This window comes from Lentimicrobium sp. S6, assembly GCF_013166635.1.
GTDB lineage: Bacteria > Bacteroidota > Bacteroidia > Bacteroidales > UBA12170 > UBA12170.
The window spans coordinates 1-19724 of sequence record NZ_JABKBZ010000016.1 but is presented as its reverse complement, the minus strand read 5'-3'; the positions used below and the strand labels follow the sequence as shown (position 1 = coordinate 19724).

At 33.1% G+C, this 19724-nt stretch carries 19 protein-coding genes; 12 read left to right on the top strand and 7 right to left on the bottom strand.

The window, feature by feature from the left end; translation table 11 throughout:
- Positions 1 to 226: 226 nt before the first annotated feature.
- Positions 227 to 757: a helix-turn-helix transcriptional regulator gene (locus HNS40_RS07610; RefSeq protein WP_172279332.1), complete on the top strand. Its 531-nt coding sequence runs from the start codon at positions 227 to 229 to the stop codon at positions 755 to 757.
- A gap of 56 nt (positions 758 to 813) precedes the next feature.
- Here HNS40_RS07610 and HNS40_RS07605 read toward each other — a convergent pair whose 3' ends face one another.
- Positions 814 to 1233, bottom strand: coding sequence for a nucleoside-diphosphate kinase (locus HNS40_RS07605; protein WP_172279330.1), 420 nt, complete (start codon positions 1231 to 1233; stop codon positions 814 to 816).
- 116 nt (positions 1234 to 1349) lie between these two features.
- On the opposite strand from HNS40_RS07605, the gene HNS40_RS07600 reads away from it, so the two are divergent.
- The 6 genes from HNS40_RS07600 (at position 1350) to HNS40_RS07575 (ending at position 8671) form a co-directional block, all read left to right on the top strand.
- Positions 1350 to 2372, top strand: coding sequence for a bifunctional oligoribonuclease/PAP phosphatase NrnA (locus HNS40_RS07600; RefSeq protein ID WP_172279328.1), 1023 nt, complete (start codon positions 1350 to 1352; stop codon positions 2370 to 2372).
- Between the two features lie 3 nt (positions 2373 to 2375).
- A complete protein-coding gene (locus HNS40_RS07595) occupies positions 2376 to 2903 on the top strand; it encodes an FKBP-type peptidyl-prolyl cis-trans isomerase (protein WP_172279326.1) in 528 nt (175 codons plus the stop codon).
- An 8-nt stretch (positions 2904 to 2911) separates the two neighbouring features.
- Positions 2912 to 3766: an FKBP-type peptidyl-prolyl cis-trans isomerase gene (locus tag HNS40_RS07590; protein ID WP_172279324.1), complete on the top strand. Its 855-nt coding sequence runs from the start codon at positions 2912 to 2914 to the stop codon at positions 3764 to 3766.
- A 36-nt stretch (positions 3767 to 3802) separates the two neighbouring features.
- Entirely contained in the window at positions 3803 to 5149 is a 1347-nt protein-coding gene (locus tag HNS40_RS07585) for an FKBP-type peptidyl-prolyl cis-trans isomerase (protein ID WP_172279322.1), read from the top strand.
- A gap of 236 nt (positions 5150 to 5385) precedes the next feature.
- Positions 5386 to 7980 (top strand): prolyl oligopeptidase family serine peptidase, encoded by a 2595-nt coding sequence (locus tag HNS40_RS07580; protein WP_172279320.1) that lies wholly within the window; start codon positions 5386 to 5388, stop codon positions 7978 to 7980.
- Position 7981: 1 nt separating this feature from the next.
- Entirely contained in the window at positions 7982 to 8671 is a 690-nt protein-coding gene (locus tag HNS40_RS07575; protein ID WP_172279318.1) for an RNA methyltransferase, read from the top strand.
- 13 nt (positions 8672 to 8684) lie between these two features.
- Here the strand turns inward: HNS40_RS07575 and HNS40_RS07570 are convergent, their stop codons facing one another.
- From HNS40_RS07570 to HNS40_RS07555, 4 genes are all read right to left on the bottom strand, one after another.
- Positions 8685 to 9539 carry a hydroxymethylglutaryl-CoA lyase gene (locus HNS40_RS07570; RefSeq protein WP_172279316.1) on the bottom strand — a complete coding sequence of 285 codons (855 nt, stop codon included), beginning with the start codon at positions 9537 to 9539 and terminating at the stop codon, positions 8685 to 8687.
- Between the two features lie 65 nt (positions 9540 to 9604).
- Positions 9605 to 10441 carry a prohibitin family protein gene (locus tag HNS40_RS07565; RefSeq protein ID WP_172279314.1) on the bottom strand — a complete coding sequence of 279 codons (837 nt, stop codon included), beginning with the start codon at positions 10439 to 10441 and terminating at the stop codon, positions 9605 to 9607.
- 20 nt (positions 10442 to 10461) lie between these two features.
- On the bottom strand, positions 10462 to 13389 hold the full coding sequence (locus HNS40_RS07560; protein WP_172279312.1) for a glycoside hydrolase family 3 N-terminal domain-containing protein: 2928 nt from the start codon (positions 13387 to 13389) through the stop codon (positions 10462 to 10464).
- 65 nt (positions 13390 to 13454) lie between these two features.
- Positions 13455 to 14321, bottom strand: coding sequence for a cation diffusion facilitator family transporter (locus tag HNS40_RS07555; RefSeq protein ID WP_172279310.1), 867 nt, complete (start codon positions 14319 to 14321; stop codon positions 13455 to 13457).
- A 120-nt stretch (positions 14322 to 14441) separates the two neighbouring features.
- On the opposite strand from HNS40_RS07555, the gene HNS40_RS07550 reads away from it, so the two are divergent.
- The 5 genes from HNS40_RS07550 to HNS40_RS07530 all read left to right on the top strand — a co-directional run bounded on the left by HNS40_RS07550 (position 14442) and on the right by HNS40_RS07530 (position 18569).
- Positions 14442 to 15032, top strand: coding sequence for a hypothetical protein (locus tag HNS40_RS07550; protein ID WP_172279308.1), 591 nt, complete (start codon positions 14442 to 14444; stop codon positions 15030 to 15032).
- Positions 15004 to 16668: an ABC transporter substrate-binding protein gene (locus HNS40_RS07545; RefSeq protein ID WP_172279306.1), complete on the top strand. Its 1665-nt coding sequence runs from the start codon at positions 15004 to 15006 to the stop codon at positions 16666 to 16668. The genes HNS40_RS07550 and HNS40_RS07545 overlap by 29 nt, the downstream gene beginning before the upstream one ends.
- A gap of 70 nt (positions 16669 to 16738) precedes the next feature.
- Complete coding sequence (locus HNS40_RS07540; protein ID WP_172279304.1) at positions 16739 to 17455, top strand: outer membrane beta-barrel protein; 717 nt, start codon at positions 16739 to 16741, stop codon at positions 17453 to 17455.
- A gap of 230 nt (positions 17456 to 17685) precedes the next feature.
- Complete coding sequence (locus HNS40_RS07535) at positions 17686 to 17976, top strand: 30S ribosomal protein THX (RefSeq protein ID WP_172279302.1); 291 nt, start codon at positions 17686 to 17688, stop codon at positions 17974 to 17976.
- Positions 17977 to 18377: 401 nt separating this feature from the next.
- Positions 18378 to 18569: a cold-shock protein gene (locus HNS40_RS07530; protein ID WP_172279300.1), complete on the top strand. Its 192-nt coding sequence runs from the start codon at positions 18378 to 18380 to the stop codon at positions 18567 to 18569.
- Between the two features lie 419 nt (positions 18570 to 18988).
- On the opposite strand, the gene HNS40_RS07525 is transcribed toward HNS40_RS07530, so the two are convergent.
- Entirely contained in the window at positions 18989 to 19234 is a 246-nt protein-coding gene (locus HNS40_RS07525; protein WP_172279298.1) for a hypothetical protein, read from the bottom strand.
- Between the two features lie 239 nt (positions 19235 to 19473).
- A partial coding sequence (locus HNS40_RS07520) for a hypothetical protein (protein ID WP_371742925.1) occupies positions 19474 to 19724 on the bottom strand: 251 nt, incomplete at its 5' end.

Sequence of the window (19724 nt, the reverse complement as noted above, 5' to 3'; positions counted from 1 at the left end):
AGTTAAAGTTTAAATATTTGTCAGGTATCACCATTATTATAGTATATCTATTGAAAAGCTTTATTTATACTATTAGAGAAGGCTATAAGCGAACAAGGTTGTAGCTTATATTTAATTTCATTGTATTTTTAAAATATTTACAATTGTAAATCAATTATAATTACTTTTGTTGATGCACTCATGAGTTTAATATTGTAATCAAATAGCGAGAGTATACATTTGTAACATGATAGAAAGAATAAAATTATTATTGTCCGTGAAGAATTTAAGTCCTGCTCAATTGGCTTTAAGTATTGGAGTGCAACGTTCAGGTATTTCGCATATCCTATCGGGTAGGAATAAACCTTCACTCGATTTTGTTTTAAAGATATTGGAATCATATCCTGAGATTAATGAATCATGGCTATTAGTGGGGCATGGTGAAATGCTAAAATCAAATCTTCAAAATCCTTCCTTATTCCTAGAGGATCTTAAGCAGGAAGATTTTAAATTGGAGGATTCAACACAAAAAGAAAAGAAGAAGGAAAAGCCAATTGAATCTCCTGTTCAGAACTTAAAGGAGGAAATAAAAGAGCCTTACGAGAAAAGAAAAGTTACTGGAGTTATACCAGAACAAAAAGAAACGGTAGATACCAATCAGAGTAATGTAAATAAAGTCATGGTTAATAGCTTAATTCAACAGTCCTCCACTAAGAAAATGGTACAGCTCATAGCTATTTATGAAGACGATAGCTTTAAAATATTTCATTCAATTTAGAGATAAAAAAAGCGGACACATGGTCCGCTTCCTTAAAATTGCCCTTTATATTCTTTTTAGAATCTTTCTCTTCCTGAAAAGAAGAATTTAGACTCTATTTCAGCATTATCATCACTATCAGAGCCATGAACCGCATTTTCTCCAATACTGGTTCCACACATTTTTCTAATGGTCCCTTCAGTAGCCTCTGCTGGATTCGTAGCACCAATAAGTGTTCTATAATCCTCAACAGCATTTTCTTTTTCTAAAATAGCTGCGATAATCGGTCCCGATGACATAAATTCTACTAGCCCGTCAAAAAATGGCCTATCTTTATGGATAGCATAGAATTCCTGAGCATCTTCTTTTGATAATTTAGTTACTTTTAAGGCAGAAATATGAAAACCGCCTTCATAAATTTTTTGGATGATTTTACCAGAGCAATTATTCTTATATGCTGTAGGTTTAATCATTGTAAAGGTTTTGTTACTTGTCATAGTCTTAATTATTGTTAATTAAGCTGCAAAATTATAATTTATAATAGAGTGTACAGATTTTTTGTGCTAAAAAACTTTAATTTTGCGTTAAATAGATAATTAAAAACCATAACATATTGAATACCAAAGACTATAAAGGATTAGAGCTTTATGTAAAAAAAGCAAAAAAATTAGTGCTTAGTACCCATTCTAATCCTGATGGTGATACACTTGGCTCTTGCTTAGGCCTCTATCATTTCTTCAAAACCATAGGAATTGAAAGTCAGATTATCTCACCTGATCCTTCACCAACTTTTTTAAATTGGATGCCAAGCTATAAAGAAGTTTGTATATATCAAGAGGATAAAGCAAAAGCAGATCGTATAATTAATAATGCCGATGTCATTCTTCATGTGGACTATAATGCTATACATAGAACGGGAGATGAAATGAGTTTAGCTCTTAAAAATGCTAATCAAGCGCATCACATAATGATTGATCATCACCCGAGTCCTGAATCTGGTTTTAAAGCCTATGTTAGTGATGTATCAGCTTGTTCAACAGCTCAACTCGCCTTTTATCTAACTCAAGAAATGTCAAATGGAAGCCTACTTAACCAAGAAGCAGCTACCTGTTTATATGTTGGTTTAATTACTGATACAGGCTCTTTTAGCTATGGAATGGTAGACGAGTCACCCTACCTTATAGCTGCCCAATTGGTTAAAGCAGGTATTGATGATAAGAGTATTCATGAGAAAGTTTATAGTAATAATACTCTTAATAGATTAAAACTACTAGGCTATGCTTTATCAGAAAAATTGGTAGTTATTAAGGAAGAAGAATGGGCCTATATCAGTTTACATAAGGAGGAATTGGAAAAATATCACTTTCAATCGGGTGATACTGAAGGTATAGTCAATTATGCTTTATCTATTGAGGGAGTGAAAGCAGCAATTTTATTAACTCACCGAAATGATAAAATACGTCTTTCATTCAGATCTAAGGGTGATTTTGCTATCAATGGGATAGCTAGAAATCACTTTGATGGAGGAGGGCATTTAAACGCTGCTGGAGGGAATTCTAAATTAACTATGGATGAAACCATAGAAAAACTAAAAACAAAGATGTCCGCTCTCATTATGAACCCTAAGAATAAATAAGAGATGAAAGTTTCCTTCTTTATATTTATTATACTTTTATCTTTGGTTTCTTGCCAAAACCATGAGAACGATCAAAAACCAAAAAATAGATTATCGAATAAAGTTATTAAAGACAAATTAGTTAAAACCAATCAGTTTTTGGTAAAAGCTGAAGAACAGAATATTATAGATTATATCGCTCGTCATCAATACAAAATGACAGAAACAGGCTCTGGTTTGTTTTATGAGATCTATAAAAAAGGGAGAGGAGTTCAGGCCGAGAAAGGGAAAGTTGCGGTATTGAATTTCTCCATTAGCTTATTAAATGGGAAAACGATTTATCGTTCTGAAGAAAAGGGGGTAAAAGAGTTTCTAATAGGAAAAGGTAGGGTAGAAAGTGGTTTAGAAGAAGGTATATTATTACTCCATGTGGGTGACCGTGCAAGAATTATTATACCTTCGCATCTTGCTTTTGGATTGCTTGGTGATTTGAATAAAATCCCAGAAAAAGCTACCATCATATATGATTTAGAGTTAGTTAATTTAAAATGATATTGAAAATGGAAAGAAGAATTATTGGGTTGTTTACAATTGTAACATTGGTGTTTTTCTCGTGTAATAGAGGAGAATATGCGAGTTACGATAAAGCCGATAGTGGTTTATTGTATAAAATTCATGAGGATAAGGGGTCTACAAAAGCAAAGTCAGGTGATTATCTAACAGTTGAAATGACTTATTTCACTAATGAAGATTCTTTATTATTTGATGCTCAAGGACAAACTTTTCCAATGAGATTGGAAGAACCTGTTTTTGCTGGTGATATTAATGAAGCTTTATCTTTAATGGGAATTGGTGATAGTGCAACTTTTGTAATAAGAGCTGATAGTTTTTTAATGATGAATGCTAAACTTACACAGTTGCCTAAATTTGTAACTGAAGAAAGCAAAGTCGTTTTTCATGTAAAGCTTCATGATATTCAAACGCTGGAGCAATTAGAAATGCAAGAGGCTAAAAAACGTGAGCAAGCCAGAGATGCCGAAGCAAAAACGATAGAAAAATACATAAAGGATAATAATATTTCTCAAGAACCTACATCTACAGGTTTGTATTTCCTTCCAACTAAATCTAGTACTGGGAAAAAACCAAGAGCAGGGCAAACGGTGAAAGTTCATTATACGGGTAAGTTTCTTGATGGTCGTGTTTTTGATTCATCTGTATCGAGAGGTAAGCCTATTGAGTTTAAAATAGGCTACGGGCAAGTCATTAATGGTTGGGACGAAGGCATTTCAATGATGAGAAAAGGAGAGGAAGCTACTTTTATTATTCCTTCCTATTTAGGTTACGGTGAAGGTAGAGGCGAAATTCCTCCATACACTACTCTTCTTTTTGATGTGAAGCTTATAGATATTAAATAATCAATCGCTAATAATAAATAATTAAAATTAAAATAAATGAAATTAAAACTAATTCAAGCCATATTAGTATTGGCTGTAGCTGCCTTAATCATGACTTCTTGCGATAATAGTCATCCAGGCTTTAAGAAAAATGAAAATGGGGTTTATTATCAAGTCATTTCTCATGATGATAATGCGAAAGCAGTGACTGCTGATAGTGGTATGTTCTATAGGTTAACCATGAGCTATGGTTCTTTAGATTCATTAATATTTGATGCTAAGGAAGCTAACGAAACATTCGACTTACCTGTAACTGAACCTTTATATAAAGGTGATATTAATGAAGGTTTGTCTTTATTAGCCAATGGTGATAGTGCCATTTTTATTATTAAAGCTGATTCGTTCTTTCTTAAAACTGCTAGAACCCCTGAGGTTCCAGAGATGTTTAAAGAAAATAATGATTTGTATTTCTGGGTAAATATTGAAGATATTGTTTCTGCCGAAGAATTAGAAGCTAAAAGGCAAGAAGAATTAGAACAAAGGAAAGGTCTTGAATTGGCTGATTTAGCCTTATATTTAAGTAAAAACTATCCCGATGCCCAACCTACTGAGACTGGAATGTTTATTATAAAAAACAAAAAAGGAAATGGTAAAATACCTAAGGATGGTGATATCTTGAGTTTCGATTTTAGTGTTTCTTTAATCAATGGTGAGGTTTTATATGATTCTAAACAAGCTGGTCGCCCTATGGAAGCTGAAAAAGGTAAGCCGTTTGATACTGAAGGTTTTTCTGAAGGTTTAAATTCACTTAAAGTAGGTGATGAAGCTGTTTTTGTAGTTCCTAGTAAATTGGCGTTTAAAGAACAAGGGCGTCCTGGTATCATCCAGCCCTATACTTCTTTAGTTTATGGTGTGACTTTAAATAGTGTGAAGACTAAAGCGGAACATGAAAAGGAAGTGGCTGCTCAAAAGGCAAAAGCTGAAGCCGAAACTGCACAACTTCAAAGTCAAGAAGCGGAAACTATAGCTAAGTATATTAAAGAAAATAATGTAACTGTAGCTCCTACAGCTAGTGGTTTATATTTTATAGAAACAGCAGAAGGTACTGGTGAACAAGCTACTTCTGGTGATAAAGTTAAGGTTCATTATCATGGTACTTTATTAGATGGAACTAAATTTGATAGCTCTTATGATAGAGATAGTCCATTTGAATTTACTTTAGATAGAGGACAAGTCATTAAAGGTTGGGATGAAGCCATTGCTATGATGAAAGTAGGTGGTAAAGCAACTATCATTGTTCCTTCTAATATTGCTTATGGTGCTAGAGCTCGTGGTGGTGTTATTCATGCTTATGCTCCTCTAAAATTTGATGTGGAATTATTGGAAGTAACTAAGGTTGAATAGTTTTTAAACTATTAGTATACAATTGTAAACTGGAATTTCCTTTAGGAGATTCCAGTTTTTTTTATGTGCTGATATAAATTAGATTTTACCGTTGATAAATAGCTGATAACCCTAGCCTTTATTGTTTTTGAAAACAGCGTAAATTGTATATTTTTGAAAATTAATCTCCTGATGTAATTCGAATTGGTCTTTTAGACTTATTATTTGTATTTCTAATGGACACCAATTTAAATGATATGAATCTGAGATACTGTTTATTCTTGATTTTCTCTTTATTCGTGTTGAACTTAAGTGCTCAAAATAACACTGAATTAAGAATTGAAAATTTTATTGTCACTAATCCTGTTGAAGTGAATCTTCCTTTGTTTGCCGATGTAGAAAGTATTGATGGGAAAACTTTTGAGGAGGCTGATCTTATAAAATATAAGTATTTAGAGAATATTAATTTTAGACCTGAAGCTGGAGACGAGTTAGAATGGTCAAATTTTCAATTCCTGAGATGGAATAAGAAAGTTATCAGAGAGGTTTCCATAAAGCTAAAACCTCTTAATAAGCCTTTACAAATAGCTTATGCTTGCTTTTATATTGAAAATACTGAATGGACCAACTTGGAAATGAATTTCAATTCTGGCCAAATGATGGAGGTTTTTATTGATGGCGAATTGATAAAAGGAAAATATAGCTCTGAAAAAGAAAACGATGAGAAAGAATTTAAAGTGATTAAGGATTTAGAAGCGAATAATCATGTAGTGATGATTAAAATGCTCTATAATTCGAAAGAAAATGAGGAGTGGACTCTAAGCTGTAATATAATTGCCAAAAACACGCTCAACAATATTAATTTAGTATCTTCTGATCAAGCTGAATTCTATATGGATATTGATCATTTAATGAATGGAATAGATATTCAAGAGGCAAAAATAGCTCCATCTGGTGATTATTATTTTGTGAAATATAAGATTCAAGATGGTAAATCTGAATCTCAGATAATTACTGATGTGAGAAAAGTGGCTGATAATCAAAGTGTACAATTATTTTATGGAAGTGAGGTTTCTGCTTTACAATGGTCTCCAAAAGGGAGCAAATTAAGTTATATCACCAAAATGGGCCAGAAAAGCTGGATTTGGGAATATAACTTTGAGGATGGTAAAAAGTATCCATTGGCTACCGATTTATCAGAAATAAGCTATTTTCAATGGTCGCCTAATGGTGAGTTCCTTGTGTTGACGATTATGGAAAAGCCTAAAAAGGATAATAGCGGTTTAAAGCAATTACAAGGCATGCCCGATCATTGGCCTTGGTATAGAATGCGGTCTAATATCTATTTATTAGATATTTTATCAGGCATCAAAACACCATTAACTCATGGTTATCAATCTAATCAATTACAGGATATTAGTCCCAATGGCCGATTTATACTATTTGCCCAAAATATGTATGATGAAACGGAGCGTCCTTATAGTAAACAAGTGATGATGCAATACGACAGAAGGACTCAAAAACTTGATACTTTGTGGAATAAGTTTGGCAGCGGAAATGTAAGCTATTCTCCTAATGGTACTCAATTACTTATCACTGCTGGACCTGCTTTTTTTGGTGATTTAGGAGTGAATTTAAGTGAAAGTAATATCCCAAATGACTATGACAACCAAGCTTATATCTATACTTTAAAAGATAAAAGTGTAGAAGCAATTTCTCGAGGTTTTAATCCCAATATCTTAGGTTCTAATTGGAATGCATCCGACCCTGATCATATATATTTTAATGTTTCAGATAGAACTTATATGAATATGTACCGATATTCTATTCTGGATAAATCCTATGATTTATTAACCCTTAACTGTGATGTGGTGAATTCTACTAGTCTTGCAAAAGACAAGCCATCTCTCTTATATTATGGGAGTTCTATTTCAACACCCAAACAATTATTCCTCTACGATATAGTTTTAGCTAAGAATACATTACTTGAATATCCAGAGCAACATTTCTTCGAAGACATTGTTTTTGGAGAAAATGAAGATTGGAATTTTACAAATGCTGAAGGTGTTGAGATAGAAGGAAGAATATATTATCCTCCAAATTTTGATAAGGATGATAAATATCCTCTCATCGTTTATTATTATGGAGGAACCAGTCCTGTAGAAAGAAATTTTAGAGGAAGGTATCCTAAGAATCTATTTGCAGCGAATGGATATATCGTTTATGTATTGCAACCTAGTGGAGCTACTGGTTATGGTCAAGACTTTTCTGCCATGCATGTGAATAATTGGGGACAAACGGTAGCAGCAGAAATTATTAAAGGAAGCAAGGAGGTTTGTAGAAGTCATACTTTTATTGATTCTACTAAAGTAGGTTGTATGGGAGCTAGTTATGGTGGTTTCATGACCATGTATTTAAGTACACAAACTGATTTTTTTGCCGCACATATTTCCCATGCAGGAATTAGCTCAATCAGTAGTTATTGGGGCGAAGGATATTGGGGTTATTTATATAGTCAGGTAGCATCGGCCAATAACTTTCCTTGGAATAATAAGGAATTGTATGTGGAACAAAGTCCTTTGTTTCATGCTGACAAAGTAAGTTCACCTATACTATTACTTCATGGAAATAACGATACCAATGTTCCTCCTGGAGAAAGCAGACAGTTTTATACGGCATTAAAACTATTGAAAAAAGATGTTGAATTAATTGAGATAGATAAACAAGACCATCATATCAAAGATTATCAGAAGCGCATTTTATGGCAGAAGACCATTTTAGCGTATTTTGATAAAAACTTAAAAAAACAATCCGATTGGTGGTATCATTTATATCCAAAGAAGAAGTATTAGTATGAGAGCATTAACTTTAAAGCAAAAAGAAGAGCTATTAGAGCAGTTATTAAAATCCTTAAGTGAGCATAAAGCTGGTTTATTTGAAAAAATAATTCCTAATAGAACTAGGCATCTTACTGTAGTATTGGAAGATATATTTCAATCCCAAAATGCAAGTGCTGTATTGCGCTCTGCCGATTGTTTTGGAATCCAAGATGTGCATATCATTGAAAAGAGAAATGAATATACCTTAAACCCAGATGTGGCTTTAGGAAGCAGTAAGTGGTTGAGCATGTTTAAATATAATATGCCTGAACAAAATAATACCCTAGCTGCTTTTAGGCATTTAAAAGAACAGGGGTACCAAATTGTTGCAACCACGCCGCATAAAGATGATGTAACACTAGATAAATTAGACATCTCAAAAAAGACTGCATTAGTCTTTGGAACTGAAATGGAAGGATTATCAGAGGATGCCATTAATCATGCCGATGTGCATATGAAAATACCCATGTATGGTTTTACAGAAAGCTTTAATATTTCTGTTTCTGCTGCACTTTGCATGCATCATTTGAGTGAGAAGATGAGAGCTTCCGAATTAGATTGGAAACTTTCTGAAGAAGAAAAAATAGATGTATTAGTAACTTGGGCAAAATCGGTAGTGAAGAGTTCTGAACAAATTGAAAATAGATTGTTTGGGACTGTATAAGAAGAGAAATCTATTAGCGAGTAGGAAAAGTTTGAGCTTCCAAGAAAAAGGCTTCATTTAGTGCGGTCATATTTAAATGATGCTCTTCGTTTCTATCTTCTAGATAGTTCAGAAAATCCATGGTAGGTAAGTTTCCAACTAGCTTTTCAGCAGTCATCGGGCAGCCTCCAAGTCCATTCATTACGGTATCGAATCTTCTGCAGCCAGCTTCAAAAGCAGCATTTACATTGGCTTTCCAATTTCCGATATGTGTATGTAAATGTGCTCCAAATTCTATTTGAGTAAATTCATTTACAACTGCTTTAAATGCATTGGAAATAGTATCTTCTTGTCCAACTCCAGAGGTGTCAGATAATGGAATAATCTTTACGCCAATCTTATTAAGTTTACTTACATGCTCGTGAACAATTTCTGGTGACCAGTCATCTCCATAAATATTACCAAATGCATTTGAAATATAGACTACCAACTCCTGTTGATTCCTCTGACAAATATTTTGTATTTCAGAGACATCGTGATAAGCTTTCTCGAAATTACTATTGATATTTACTTTTAAAAAAGTCTCAGAAATAGAGTAGGGATAGCCCAAATATTTGATTTGGGAGAATTGACTGGCGTCTTCAGCACCTCTTTTATTACCAATAATAGCAAGAAGTTCTGTTTTTGTATTTGCGAATTCAAGCTGCTCAACCACATCTCTAGTATCAGCCAATTGGGGAATGGCTTTGGGAGACACAAAGCTTCCAAAGTCTAAAGTATCAAAGCCAACTTTGAGTAATGCATTAATAAATGCAATTTTTTTCGTCGTTGGAATGAATTCTTTGATGCCTTGCATGGCATCCCTAGGAGTTTCTATAATTTTTACCATAAAAAAAATCGTGAGTGAGAATTATTCTCACCCACGAAATTACATAAAATATCTTGTATAAAATACTATTTACTATCACCTAAAATGATAGGCATTCCATCTGCAGAATTACCAATGATAACTACTTTAGCATTAGGAGATTCAGCTAATCTAACTGTAGCTTCAATTCCTTTTTCTTTAAGAATATTTGAAGTTAAACTAGCGTTTAGAATTCTATTAGCTTCTGCTTTTCCTTCTGCATCAATTTTTCTTCTTTCAGCTTCTTTAGACTCTTTTATCAATTTAAATTCATATTCTAAAGACTCTTGCTCTTGTTTTAGTTTCTTTTCAATGGCAGTTTTAATGGTGGGAGGAAGAGTGACGTCTCTCACCAATACCTCATTTAACTGCACATACTGATCGACTAAGATATCTCTTGTTTCAATATAAATTTCCTCTTGAATTGCATCTCTCTTAGTCGAATAAATCTGCTCTGGTGTATAACGACCAATGACTGATCTAGTTGCTGAGCGAATAGAAGGACGAACAATAGAGTTTAGGTACCCTTGGCCTTTTTCTTGATGAAGTTCACTTAGTTTTTCATGAACAGGCTGGTACCACATGGAGATATCCAATGATATTTCCAATCCATTTGAAGAAAGAACGCTCATCTTTTCTGAAACTTCTTGCTGTCGAACATCATAAATAAACATTTTATTTAAAGGATTGATAAAATGGAATCCTTCACCATAGGTGACATCTGTATTTACACCAGTGAAAAATCGAAATTCCACACCACCTTCTCCAGATTCAATGCTCACTGTCATTCTACTCCATAATGCGATGACAAGTATGACAGAAAACACGATGACTGCGATAGGTATAATCTTTTTTAAATTTAATTCAGGTTGCTGTTGTTGCATGTTATAATTTTTAATGTGATTTATTTTTCAAAGTTACGATTTATTATGGCATCATATATAGCTTGTTGAATATTTGTGCGAATATCGAATTTGCTAATTTTATAATTATCGCTTCTAGGATAAACTCTATTGGAAAGAAAAACATAAACTAAATTCTCTTCTGGGTCAGCCCAAACATAAGTTCCTGTAAAACCACTGTGACCAAAACTACTCAAACTAGCAGACTCACAGACAGGTCCATAGGCATCGTATTTTTTAAAAGGCTTGTCAAAACCCATGGCTCTTCGGTTCTCAATACCATCATGCTGATAGCTGGTATATTCATTTATCGTCGTAGTATCAAAAAACTGGATTCCTCCATAATACCCATTCTGCAAATACATTTGAAAGATGACAGCAATATCTTCAGCATTAGAAAACAACCCAGCATGACCACAAACACCACCAAGCATGGCTGCTCCAGGATCGTGAACATCGCCTCTTATAATCTGCTTTCGAAAAAGGGTATCGTTTTCCGTAGGAGCAATTTTCTCTAGGTCAAAATATTGGCGTGGATGAAACCGGGTATGATTTAGGTTTAAAGGCTTATAGAAATGCTCATAAACAAAGTTTTCAAAAGGCATATTATAATTTTGTTCCACAATTTTAGGAACCCAATAATAGCCTAAGTCACTGTATTTATAGCCTTTTCTTTTCCTTAAGTCACTATTACTGATAGTATCATACATCTCATAAGCATATTCAGATGTGATATAAAGATTTTCTGCCACACGAGTCTTAAATTCATCACTTTGCTCATTTTTAAAAACCTCGTGGTTTAATAATCCAGTGCTATCGGCATTATACCAATAGAATGGAATCCAAGACTTTAATTGAGCATTATGACTGAGGATGCTTCGGAATGTTAGATTTTGCTTATTGGTGTTTTCTAAAAACGTCAAGTATTTAGAAATGGCTGTATCTGGGTGGACTTTTTTTTTATCCTGCAAATACATAATACTTGGAATACTGGAAGTGACTTTGGTGATAGAAGCAATATCGTAAATGGTTTCACCATTGACAGCTATTAATGAATCATAGGTTTGAAATCCATAATTCTCTTGAAATATAATATAACCATTTTTGGCTATTACAATTTGACAGCCCGGAAAAGCTTTCATATTAATTCCTGCTTTAACGATACTGTCTATATTCTTATTTAGCTGAATAGTGTTAATACCTTGATTCTCGGCTTTTCCAAATTTTATTATTCCTTTTTCTGCAGTTTGAATCCCAAAACCTGCAGGATATTTCTCATTAATTTGAACAGGAAGCTTTCCTTTAAACGATAATGCACCAAAAATCATTTGAGCACTAAGGCTTCTAGTCATCTTGTTATCTTGGTGACCTAATATAAAACCCTCATAATCTGAAATATTAGTAAAGAACTTTTTAATAGCTAAAGGACTTCCTAAAAGATTGATAATACATGTTTTTTCAGAATTCGTCTTTTCAATCAACTCCATCATTGCCGATGTAATTCCAAAAGAACGTTGAGGAAATATGGTCGTATTTCCAATATTAAAGATGATGGTTTCAAATTTTTCGAGGATTTGGAAGAGGGAATCATTTTGAGTTTTTGTAAGTGCTTTTGAAGGATAAAAATAGCTGGCATCACTATATCTATATGCTGTATTTTCAAAGGTATTACCCTCCTCAAAACCATAACTAACTATAGCTAATTGCACTGGTTTCTGACAAGATAATGGTAAAATATTTTCATGGTTCGTAATTAATGTGATAGATTCCTCATGAAGTTTTTCTTTTAGGGCCAATCCTTTTGGAGTGTTTAAATCTTCTATTAGGTGATCGAAATCAAATTCAGGTTTTTCATATAGTCCAGCATCGTACTTATAGCTCAATATTTTCTTGCAACTGAGTTCTAATAGTGATTTACTAATTCTCCCTGAGGACAAAGCTTCTAATAAGCCATCAATAGCCGCTGGAATATTCTCTGGCAATAATAAAATATCATTTCCAGCTAAAAGGGCTCTCACTTCTATTTCTCCAGGAGGAAAATATTTAGTGACTCCTTTCATATCTAGGGCATCTGTAACTATTAATCCATCAAATCCCATATTCTCACGTAATAAGCCCGTGATGATATTTTTTGAAAGAGTAGAAGCTACATTTTCTTCAGCTTCGTATGCCGGAACATAAAGATGAGCTACCATAATCCCGCCTAAACCATTTTCTATTAATTCATAAAAAGGAAATAATTCAACAGAATCTAAGCGGGATTTGTCATGAGATACTACAGGCAAAGTATAATGAGAATCGGTACCAGTATCACCATGTCCCGGAAAATGCTTTGCTGTGGCTATAATTCCAGCATCCTGCAAACCGCTCATATACATGCTTGCTTTTGTTGCTACATTTTTGGGTTGATCGCCAAAGCTTCTTGAGTTAATCACCGGATTGTTTGGATTATTATTTATATCCACTACGGGAGCAAAATTCATATGGATACCCATCCTCTTACATTCTAATCCTATTTGATAACCCATATCATATATTAAACTGTCATTATAAATTGAGCCTAAAGTCATTTGAAAAGGGTAGGAGATGGTTTCTTTTAAGCGCATTCCTAATCCCCATTCTCCATCTATACCAATAAGCAATGGTATTTTGGCTATTCTCTGCCATTCTTCAGTTTGCTGTAATTGTTCACCAGGATAACCTGCAAAAAAGCAGACTCCTCCAATACTATAATCTTTAATATATTGATCTATACTTTTGATATACTTATTGGATTCCTGATTTGCTCTAATCATCAGTAATTGTCCAAACCTTTCTGAATTATTTAATGATTGATAAACAGAATCAACCCATTGTTGTTTTGGTGTAGTTTGAGAATAGGAAAGTATAATAGAAAATAGCGATAAGGCTAATATCAACAGTTTTTTCATAAATAATAATTTGATGCAAATATACCAAGGAGAATGAAAATTACAATTCTTTAACTCAAATATCATTAATTAATTTTCAGTGGTTCAACGTGTATCGAGATATCGGATTCAGTATATAGTTTTTGAATTTTGTCTTCTATAGAGTCACAAATTTTATGCGAGTCCATAACCGTCATATTAGGAGGAACTAGTAAAATAAAATCAATCATATGGCTTGGCCCACTTTTCCGACTTCGTAATCTAGTGAACTTTACCTTTTTCATAGAAGTCAATTCAAGGATTTCATCATATAGAAGTTGGTATTCGTCCTCGCTTACTTGAGAATCAAGAAGTGGACTAAATGCATTGCTAACCAAATCAAAGGACTCTTTCATGATAAAAAGAGCGACAATAATGGCGAAAATAGGGTCGAATATATGCCAACCTGTTAGCCAGATAAATAGCATTCCAGCAGCAACACCAAGCGAGGAGTATACATCTGTTTTTAAATGCAAGGCATCTGCTTCTAGAGCAATAGAATCAGTATCTTTTGCCACTTTATATAGCCTTCTGCTAACAAAAAAGTTAACTGTGGCAGAAATTAACATCACACTTCCAGCAAGTATAAAATAAGAAACTTCACTTGGCTGTGTTATCTTATGTACCGCTTCAAATATTATCCAGAATGCAGCAATAAATATTAATAATCCTTCTATAACACCTGAAATATTTTCAAATTTACCATGCCCATAAGGATGCCTTTTATCAGGTGCTTTTGATGAAATTTTAACGGCAAAAAAAGCAATAGCTGAGGCAATTAAGTCTATTCCACTATGTATAGCTTCAGACAAAATACTTACTGATCCACTCATAAACCCAGCAAAAACCTTAATAATAATTAGGAAAATATTCGAGAAAATACTCAGCCGTGCTGTTTTAACTTTAATATCCATAATTTATTTAAAAATATTACCTATATTTGTTCCGTTAGTGCTTACATCAAAAAACGGAGATCTGTTCTCCCTGTGCTCAAACGTTTACTAAAAGCGAAAGTACAACTAAAATTTTATATTATGACTGAGGAAAAATTTGAACACGGTCCTGAGGTATGGAAAAGACTCAAATTCGAAGGGCTAAAGGAAGATGAAATTTATGAAATTTCAAATTATGGTAGACTACGCCATTGGTACCCCAAAATGGATGATTTTAAAATCATGAAGCAATCTACAGTACGTGGATATAAATATTTCATGTGGTTTAAATCAAACGAAGGTTGGGATAATAAAATCAAAAAAATTGTTCACCGTTTAGTGGCTGATGCTTTCTGTGAGAAAGTTGATGAAGACTATGATTTTGTTATCCACTTGGATCACGAAAAAGGGAATAATTATTATAAAAACCTGAAATGGGTAACCAGAATGCAAATGACAGAACATAACCAGACTAATCCTAGAGTTATGGCTGCTCATGCTGCACGTAAAGGTAGAATCAATAATTCTAAATTAACGGAAGCTGATGTTTTACGTTTAAAGAAGAAAATCAAGCGTGGTAAAGTAAGACTTTATCAATTGGCTAAGGAATTCGGAATTACTCATACTCAATTAAACAGAATTCGCAAAGGTCAAAACTGGGCGCATGTTGTACTTGAGGATGATGAGGATTAGAAATCTTAAGTTTAAACTAAAATCAGGCCTATATGTTTTAGGCCTGATTTTTTTTGTCTCATGCGGACTAGATCCTCTTGAAGAGAACAAAAGTATATTTAAGTATAATGAATCCAATGGGCTTGCAAGTTTAGATCCGGTTTTCTCAAAAGACTTAGCCTGTATCAATGTTTGCGAGCAAATCTATAATGGACTTGTTCAGCTTGACTCCAACTTGTTGACCATTCCTTCTATTGCCAAAAGCTGGAATATTTCCTCTGACTTCTTACTTTATACCTTTTATTTGAATACTGAAGTCTATTTTCATGATAATGAATGCTTTGAGCAAATAGAAGGAAGGAGAGTGTTAGCGGAAGATTTTGTATATTCTCTTTCAAGAGTCTTGGATCCCAAGGTTGCATCACCAGGGCTCTGGATTTTTGATAAGGTAGACCAAACTTGGAATTCAAATGGGTTCCATGCACTGAATGATTCTACTTTACAAATCAAATTGAAAGAACCCTATTCACCATTTCTTTCCCTGTTGACTACCAAGTATTGTAGTGTTATCCCCATTGAAGCTATTGATTATTATCAAGATGAATTTAGGAACCATCCAGTGGGAACTGGTCCCTTCCAGTTTAAATATTGGGAGGAGGGCTTGAAATTGGTATTGATCAAGAATGAAAATTATTTTGAGGAAGGACTGCCCATTCTTGATGCAGTAAATGTGAGCTTCTTGGTGGACAAGCAATCTGAATTTTTATTCTTTCTACAAGGTAAAATAGATTATATTAGTGGAATATCTCCTGCATTAAGTGAAGAACTAATAACAAGTACAGGAGATTTGAATCCCAAATACCATGGGAAATTTCAAATGCTTAAAACGCCCTACCTTAATACAGAGTATATTGGCATTCTTATGGATACTTCTTTAGCCATTACGCAAAACTCTCCTCTCAGAAGTTTAGCTTTCAGAAAAGCGCTTAACTATGCTATCGATAGAAAGAAAATGCTCAAGTACATTCAGAAGAACATAGGGGAGGCTGCTGAATATGGATTTATCCCAACTGGATTATGGCCCAACCAATACCCTAGGGCCAAGGGTTATGATTATCAACCCCAAAAAGCTCGAGAATTATTTGAGCAAGCCAAAAATGATTTAGGGATTTCAGTATTTCCAGCAATTGGTATTTCTGCCACCAGTAAATCGGTTGATATTTGTAAATATTTGCAGCATGAATGGTCTCAATATGGAATCGAAACACATATTGAGCTCAATCAATGGGCAGCCTTAAGAGAGATGGTGGCCAACTCTAAAACCAACCTTTTCAGAGCTTCTTGGATTGCTGATTACCCAGATGCTGAAAATTATCTTTTATTATTCAATAGCCAATTATTCTCACCCAAAGGACCTAACTATACTCATTTTCATCTAGGTGACTACGATCGTAAGCTAAAAATGCTTAATTTTGACCAAAATATTGATGAGAAATTCAATTCCTACAGAGTATTAGATAGTATTATAATGGCAAACGCATCAGTCATTCCACTGTTTTATGATGAAGTAATAAGATTCATAAGCTCTGATATACATGGATTTAAACCGAATTCTATGAATCTTATGGTTTTGAAAAGTGTAAAAAAAAGGAAATAATTCTCTTTTTTGAAACAATTTTTATCAAACAGCGTTTAATTAATGACTTATAAATAACCACACCCTAATTGTGAAAAAATTATTATTCTATATTGTAGGCATACTTATTCTATTCGCACCTTCCAAATTTGTGGAAGCCCAGCGTGGTACCGATTGGAGTGGTCCATGGGGAATTGGAGTAGGCTTGGGGCCCACTTCTTATATTGGAGATTTAAATGAACATAACGATAATAGATTCCTTGTTATTCCTCAATCGCTTAGTTTTGCGGGAACAGGATGGTTTTCAAAAGGCTTTGGTCCAATTACTTTTGTATTACAGATGAACCTAGGAAGGCTTCAGAGTCGTGATTACACAAAAGACCAAATGTTCAGAAACAATTTTTATGAATATGCTGGAAAATTGAGGTTGAATATGAATCAAATCCTTCTTGGAAAAAGGTACCGTGTTGATAAATGGCATTTTTATACTCAAGCTGGCTTAGGAATGATGCGTTTTAGTGCATACTTAACCGATATAACAGAAGATAACTTAATTAATAATGTCGGGTACGCTGCTATTGGCAAAGCCACAAGTATGAATATGGGGCTCGGAATTCAATATTACATGACAGAAGAAGCCAGTTTACATATTGGTGTTGACTATCACGTTTTAAATAGTGATGAAATTGATGCTAAAGTAATTGGCGCTGCCAACGACTCCTACATATTTATGAGTATTGGGTTTAGTTATTCTTTCAGTGGTGGTTTTGGCGGCAGAAGAAGCTCCGCAACATGGGGCAGATATTAATTCTTATTTGTTTAAATTCTAAATTTTCGAGTATTAATTCATTCTTTTACATATAAGCAGAAAAATATTCATCGTTTTCTCAATCTTATACTCATTTGGCTGCATTTCAGAAATAGGTTTATCATTTAATTGTTCATTGGTACCTCAATGTATTTTTTCTTAACACTTTGATTTATTGAGCATTTTTGTTAATTTTACCCATCAGTAAATTAAATTAAACTATAAAAACTATGGGTAAAGGAGATAAAAAGACCAAACGTGGTAAGATCAATAAAAACTCTTACGGAAAAAAAAGACTTAAAAAAGTCAAAAATAAAATTATTGCTCCTAAAAAGCCTATTAAAAAAGTGGTGGAAGAAGAAGTGATAGTTGATAAACCAAAGAAAGCCCCCCCTAAAAAAGCAGTAGAAAAAAAAGAAGCTGTAAAAAAAGTCATAACAGAGAAGAAGGCAGTTGTTGAAATGAAGCCCACTACGTCTAAAAAAACCGTAAAAAAAGCAGTCGATAATAAAGAAGAATAATATAGAGGATTTCAAATTCATACATGTTCTAATAGGATGCCATTTAGCTTTTAGTCCGATGGCATTTTTTTTGTTGAATACCTAAAACTCACTTAAGGTTTTAGAAGAAATACTCATAAAAAAAGCCAGTCAATAACCTACTTTTTACAAAATGAAAATTTTTTAAATGTCAAGAGGATAGAGGCTAAAAAAGATGAAATTTGTGAAAAAGAAATTGAAATTTCTTTAATAAAAAATTAATTGAGACAAATTAGACGAATAAGTATTAACTTAGTTTATTGAAAATGTGATTATTGAAAGAAGTATTAAAAAACACAAGAAATAATAAAATAAATGAAAATAAATTGTTCTTGTAAGCTGCATTATATTATCTTTGCATCAAATTTTTAAATATAAGTATTATGAGTAACGGAACAGTTAAGTTTTTCAACGATTCTAAAGGATATGGATTCATTACACCTGACGAAGGTGGCAAAGATGTTTTTGTACATGCAAATGGTTTAATCGACGAAATTAATGAAGGTGACAAAGTCAGCTACGAAGTAGAAGAAGGTAAAAAAGGTTTAAATGCAGTAAATGTATCTATTCTGTAGTAGTCTTCTTTTAATAAAAAGAATTAGCTGGTCATTTTGATTGGCTTTTTTTGTGCCCTGAAGTTTCTTGATTTTATTTGTAAACCAATCAGCTCGCCATTTCTCTATATTTCTTCCTTAGCTTGTATTTAGACTCTTGTCAAAGAATATTAAATCTTGCCAAGTTCCATTTAAAACGCTCTTAATTATTTTACATTTTTGTTGTCATTATAAAATATAATTACAAATTTTAATGGGATCTCTAGAATGGTTTTGTTTATTAAGATCATAAAAAGGCACATAATTAATATTATGTTAAATATAAAACAAATAAACTACCCTATGCAGCATATTTAGTGGAATTATATATGTATGGTATAGACATAAAAAAAGCAATTCTCAAACGAGAATTGCTTTTTAATCAACTATCTAAAGAAAAATTATCTATTTTTTAATTCAGCAACTTTATCCGACTGATTTGTTGAATTGTAAATCTGCATTAAGGATTTAACTAATCCCTGGTCGTCTGGCATAATTTCTAATGCTTTCTCAAAATATGGCTGAGCAAGTAAAAATTCTTTGCTGGCTTCTTCTTTTAACCTATTGAATTCCTCTTCAGCATCATAAGGTAAATCATTAGCTTTCACAGAAATCTCAACACCTTTATTATAATATAAAGCACCCATATTATTATGTTAAATATAAAACAAATAAACTACCCTATGCAGCATATTTAGTGGAATTATATATGATATCATCTTATAATAGAAAATTATACATTTACCATTCTTCAATTCTACAGTATGTATCTTATAAATACCACTTCATTCCTTCTGAGTATGCTATCTAGTTAAATTATGGTATAGACATAAAAAAAGCAATTCTCAAACGAGAATTGCTTTTTAATCAACTATCTAAAGAAAAATTATCTATTTTTTAATTCAGCAACTTTATCCGACTGATTTGTTGAATTGTAAATCTGCATTAAGGATTTAACTAATCCCTGGTCGTCTGGCATAATTTCTAATGCTTTCTCAAAATATGGCTGAGCAAGTAAAAATTCTTTGCTGGCTTCTTCTTTTAACCTATTGAATTCCTCTTCAGCATCATAAGGTAAATCATTAGCTTTCACAGAAATCTCAACACCTTTATTATAATATAAAGCACCCATATTAT

Excerpts from the sequence above, each read along its gene's own strand:
- HNS40_RS07545 (WP_172279306.1), top strand. The coding sequence starts at position 15,004 with ATGTTGTACTTGAGGATGATGAGGATTAGAAATCTTAAGTTTAAACTA.
- HNS40_RS07610 (WP_172279332.1), top strand. The coding sequence starts at position 227 with ATGATAGAAAGAATAAAATTATTATTGTCCGTGAAGAATTTAAGTCCT.
- HNS40_RS07595 (WP_172279326.1), top strand. The coding sequence starts at position 2,376 with ATGAAAGTTTCCTTCTTTATATTTATTATACTTTTATCTTTGGTTTCT.
- HNS40_RS07530 (WP_172279300.1), top strand. The coding sequence starts at position 18,378 with ATGAGTAACGGAACAGTTAAGTTTTTCAACGATTCTAAAGGATATGGA.
- HNS40_RS07585 (WP_172279322.1), top strand. The coding sequence starts at position 3,803 with ATGAAATTAAAACTAATTCAAGCCATATTAGTATTGGCTGTAGCTGCC.
- HNS40_RS07575 (WP_172279318.1), top strand. The coding sequence starts at position 7,982 with ATGAGAGCATTAACTTTAAAGCAAAAAGAAGAGCTATTAGAGCAGTTA.
- HNS40_RS07605 (WP_172279330.1), bottom strand. The coding sequence starts at position 1,233 with ATGACAAGTAACAAAACCTTTACAATGATTAAACCTACAGCATATAAG.
- HNS40_RS07555 (WP_172279310.1), bottom strand. The coding sequence starts at position 14,321 with ATGGATATTAAAGTTAAAACAGCACGGCTGAGTATTTTCTCGAATATT.
- HNS40_RS07590 (WP_172279324.1), top strand. The coding sequence starts at position 2,912 with ATGGAAAGAAGAATTATTGGGTTGTTTACAATTGTAACATTGGTGTTT.
- HNS40_RS07580 (WP_172279320.1), top strand. The coding sequence starts at position 5,386 with ATGAATCTGAGATACTGTTTATTCTTGATTTTCTCTTTATTCGTGTTG.
- HNS40_RS07525 (WP_172279298.1), bottom strand. The coding sequence starts at position 19,234 with ATGGGTGCTTTATATTATAATAAAGGTGTTGAGATTTCTGTGAAAGCT.
- HNS40_RS07560 (WP_172279312.1), bottom strand. The coding sequence starts at position 13,389 with ATGAAAAAACTGTTGATATTAGCCTTATCGCTATTTTCTATTATACTT.
- HNS40_RS07550 (WP_172279308.1), top strand. The coding sequence starts at position 14,442 with ATGACTGAGGAAAAATTTGAACACGGTCCTGAGGTATGGAAAAGACTC.
- HNS40_RS07535 (WP_172279302.1), top strand. The coding sequence starts at position 17,686 with ATGGGTAAAGGAGATAAAAAGACCAAACGTGGTAAGATCAATAAAAAC.
- HNS40_RS07565 (WP_172279314.1), bottom strand. The coding sequence starts at position 10,441 with ATGCAACAACAGCAACCTGAATTAAATTTAAAAAAGATTATACCTATC.
- HNS40_RS07570 (WP_172279316.1), bottom strand. The coding sequence starts at position 9,539 with ATGGTAAAAATTATAGAAACTCCTAGGGATGCCATGCAAGGCATCAAA.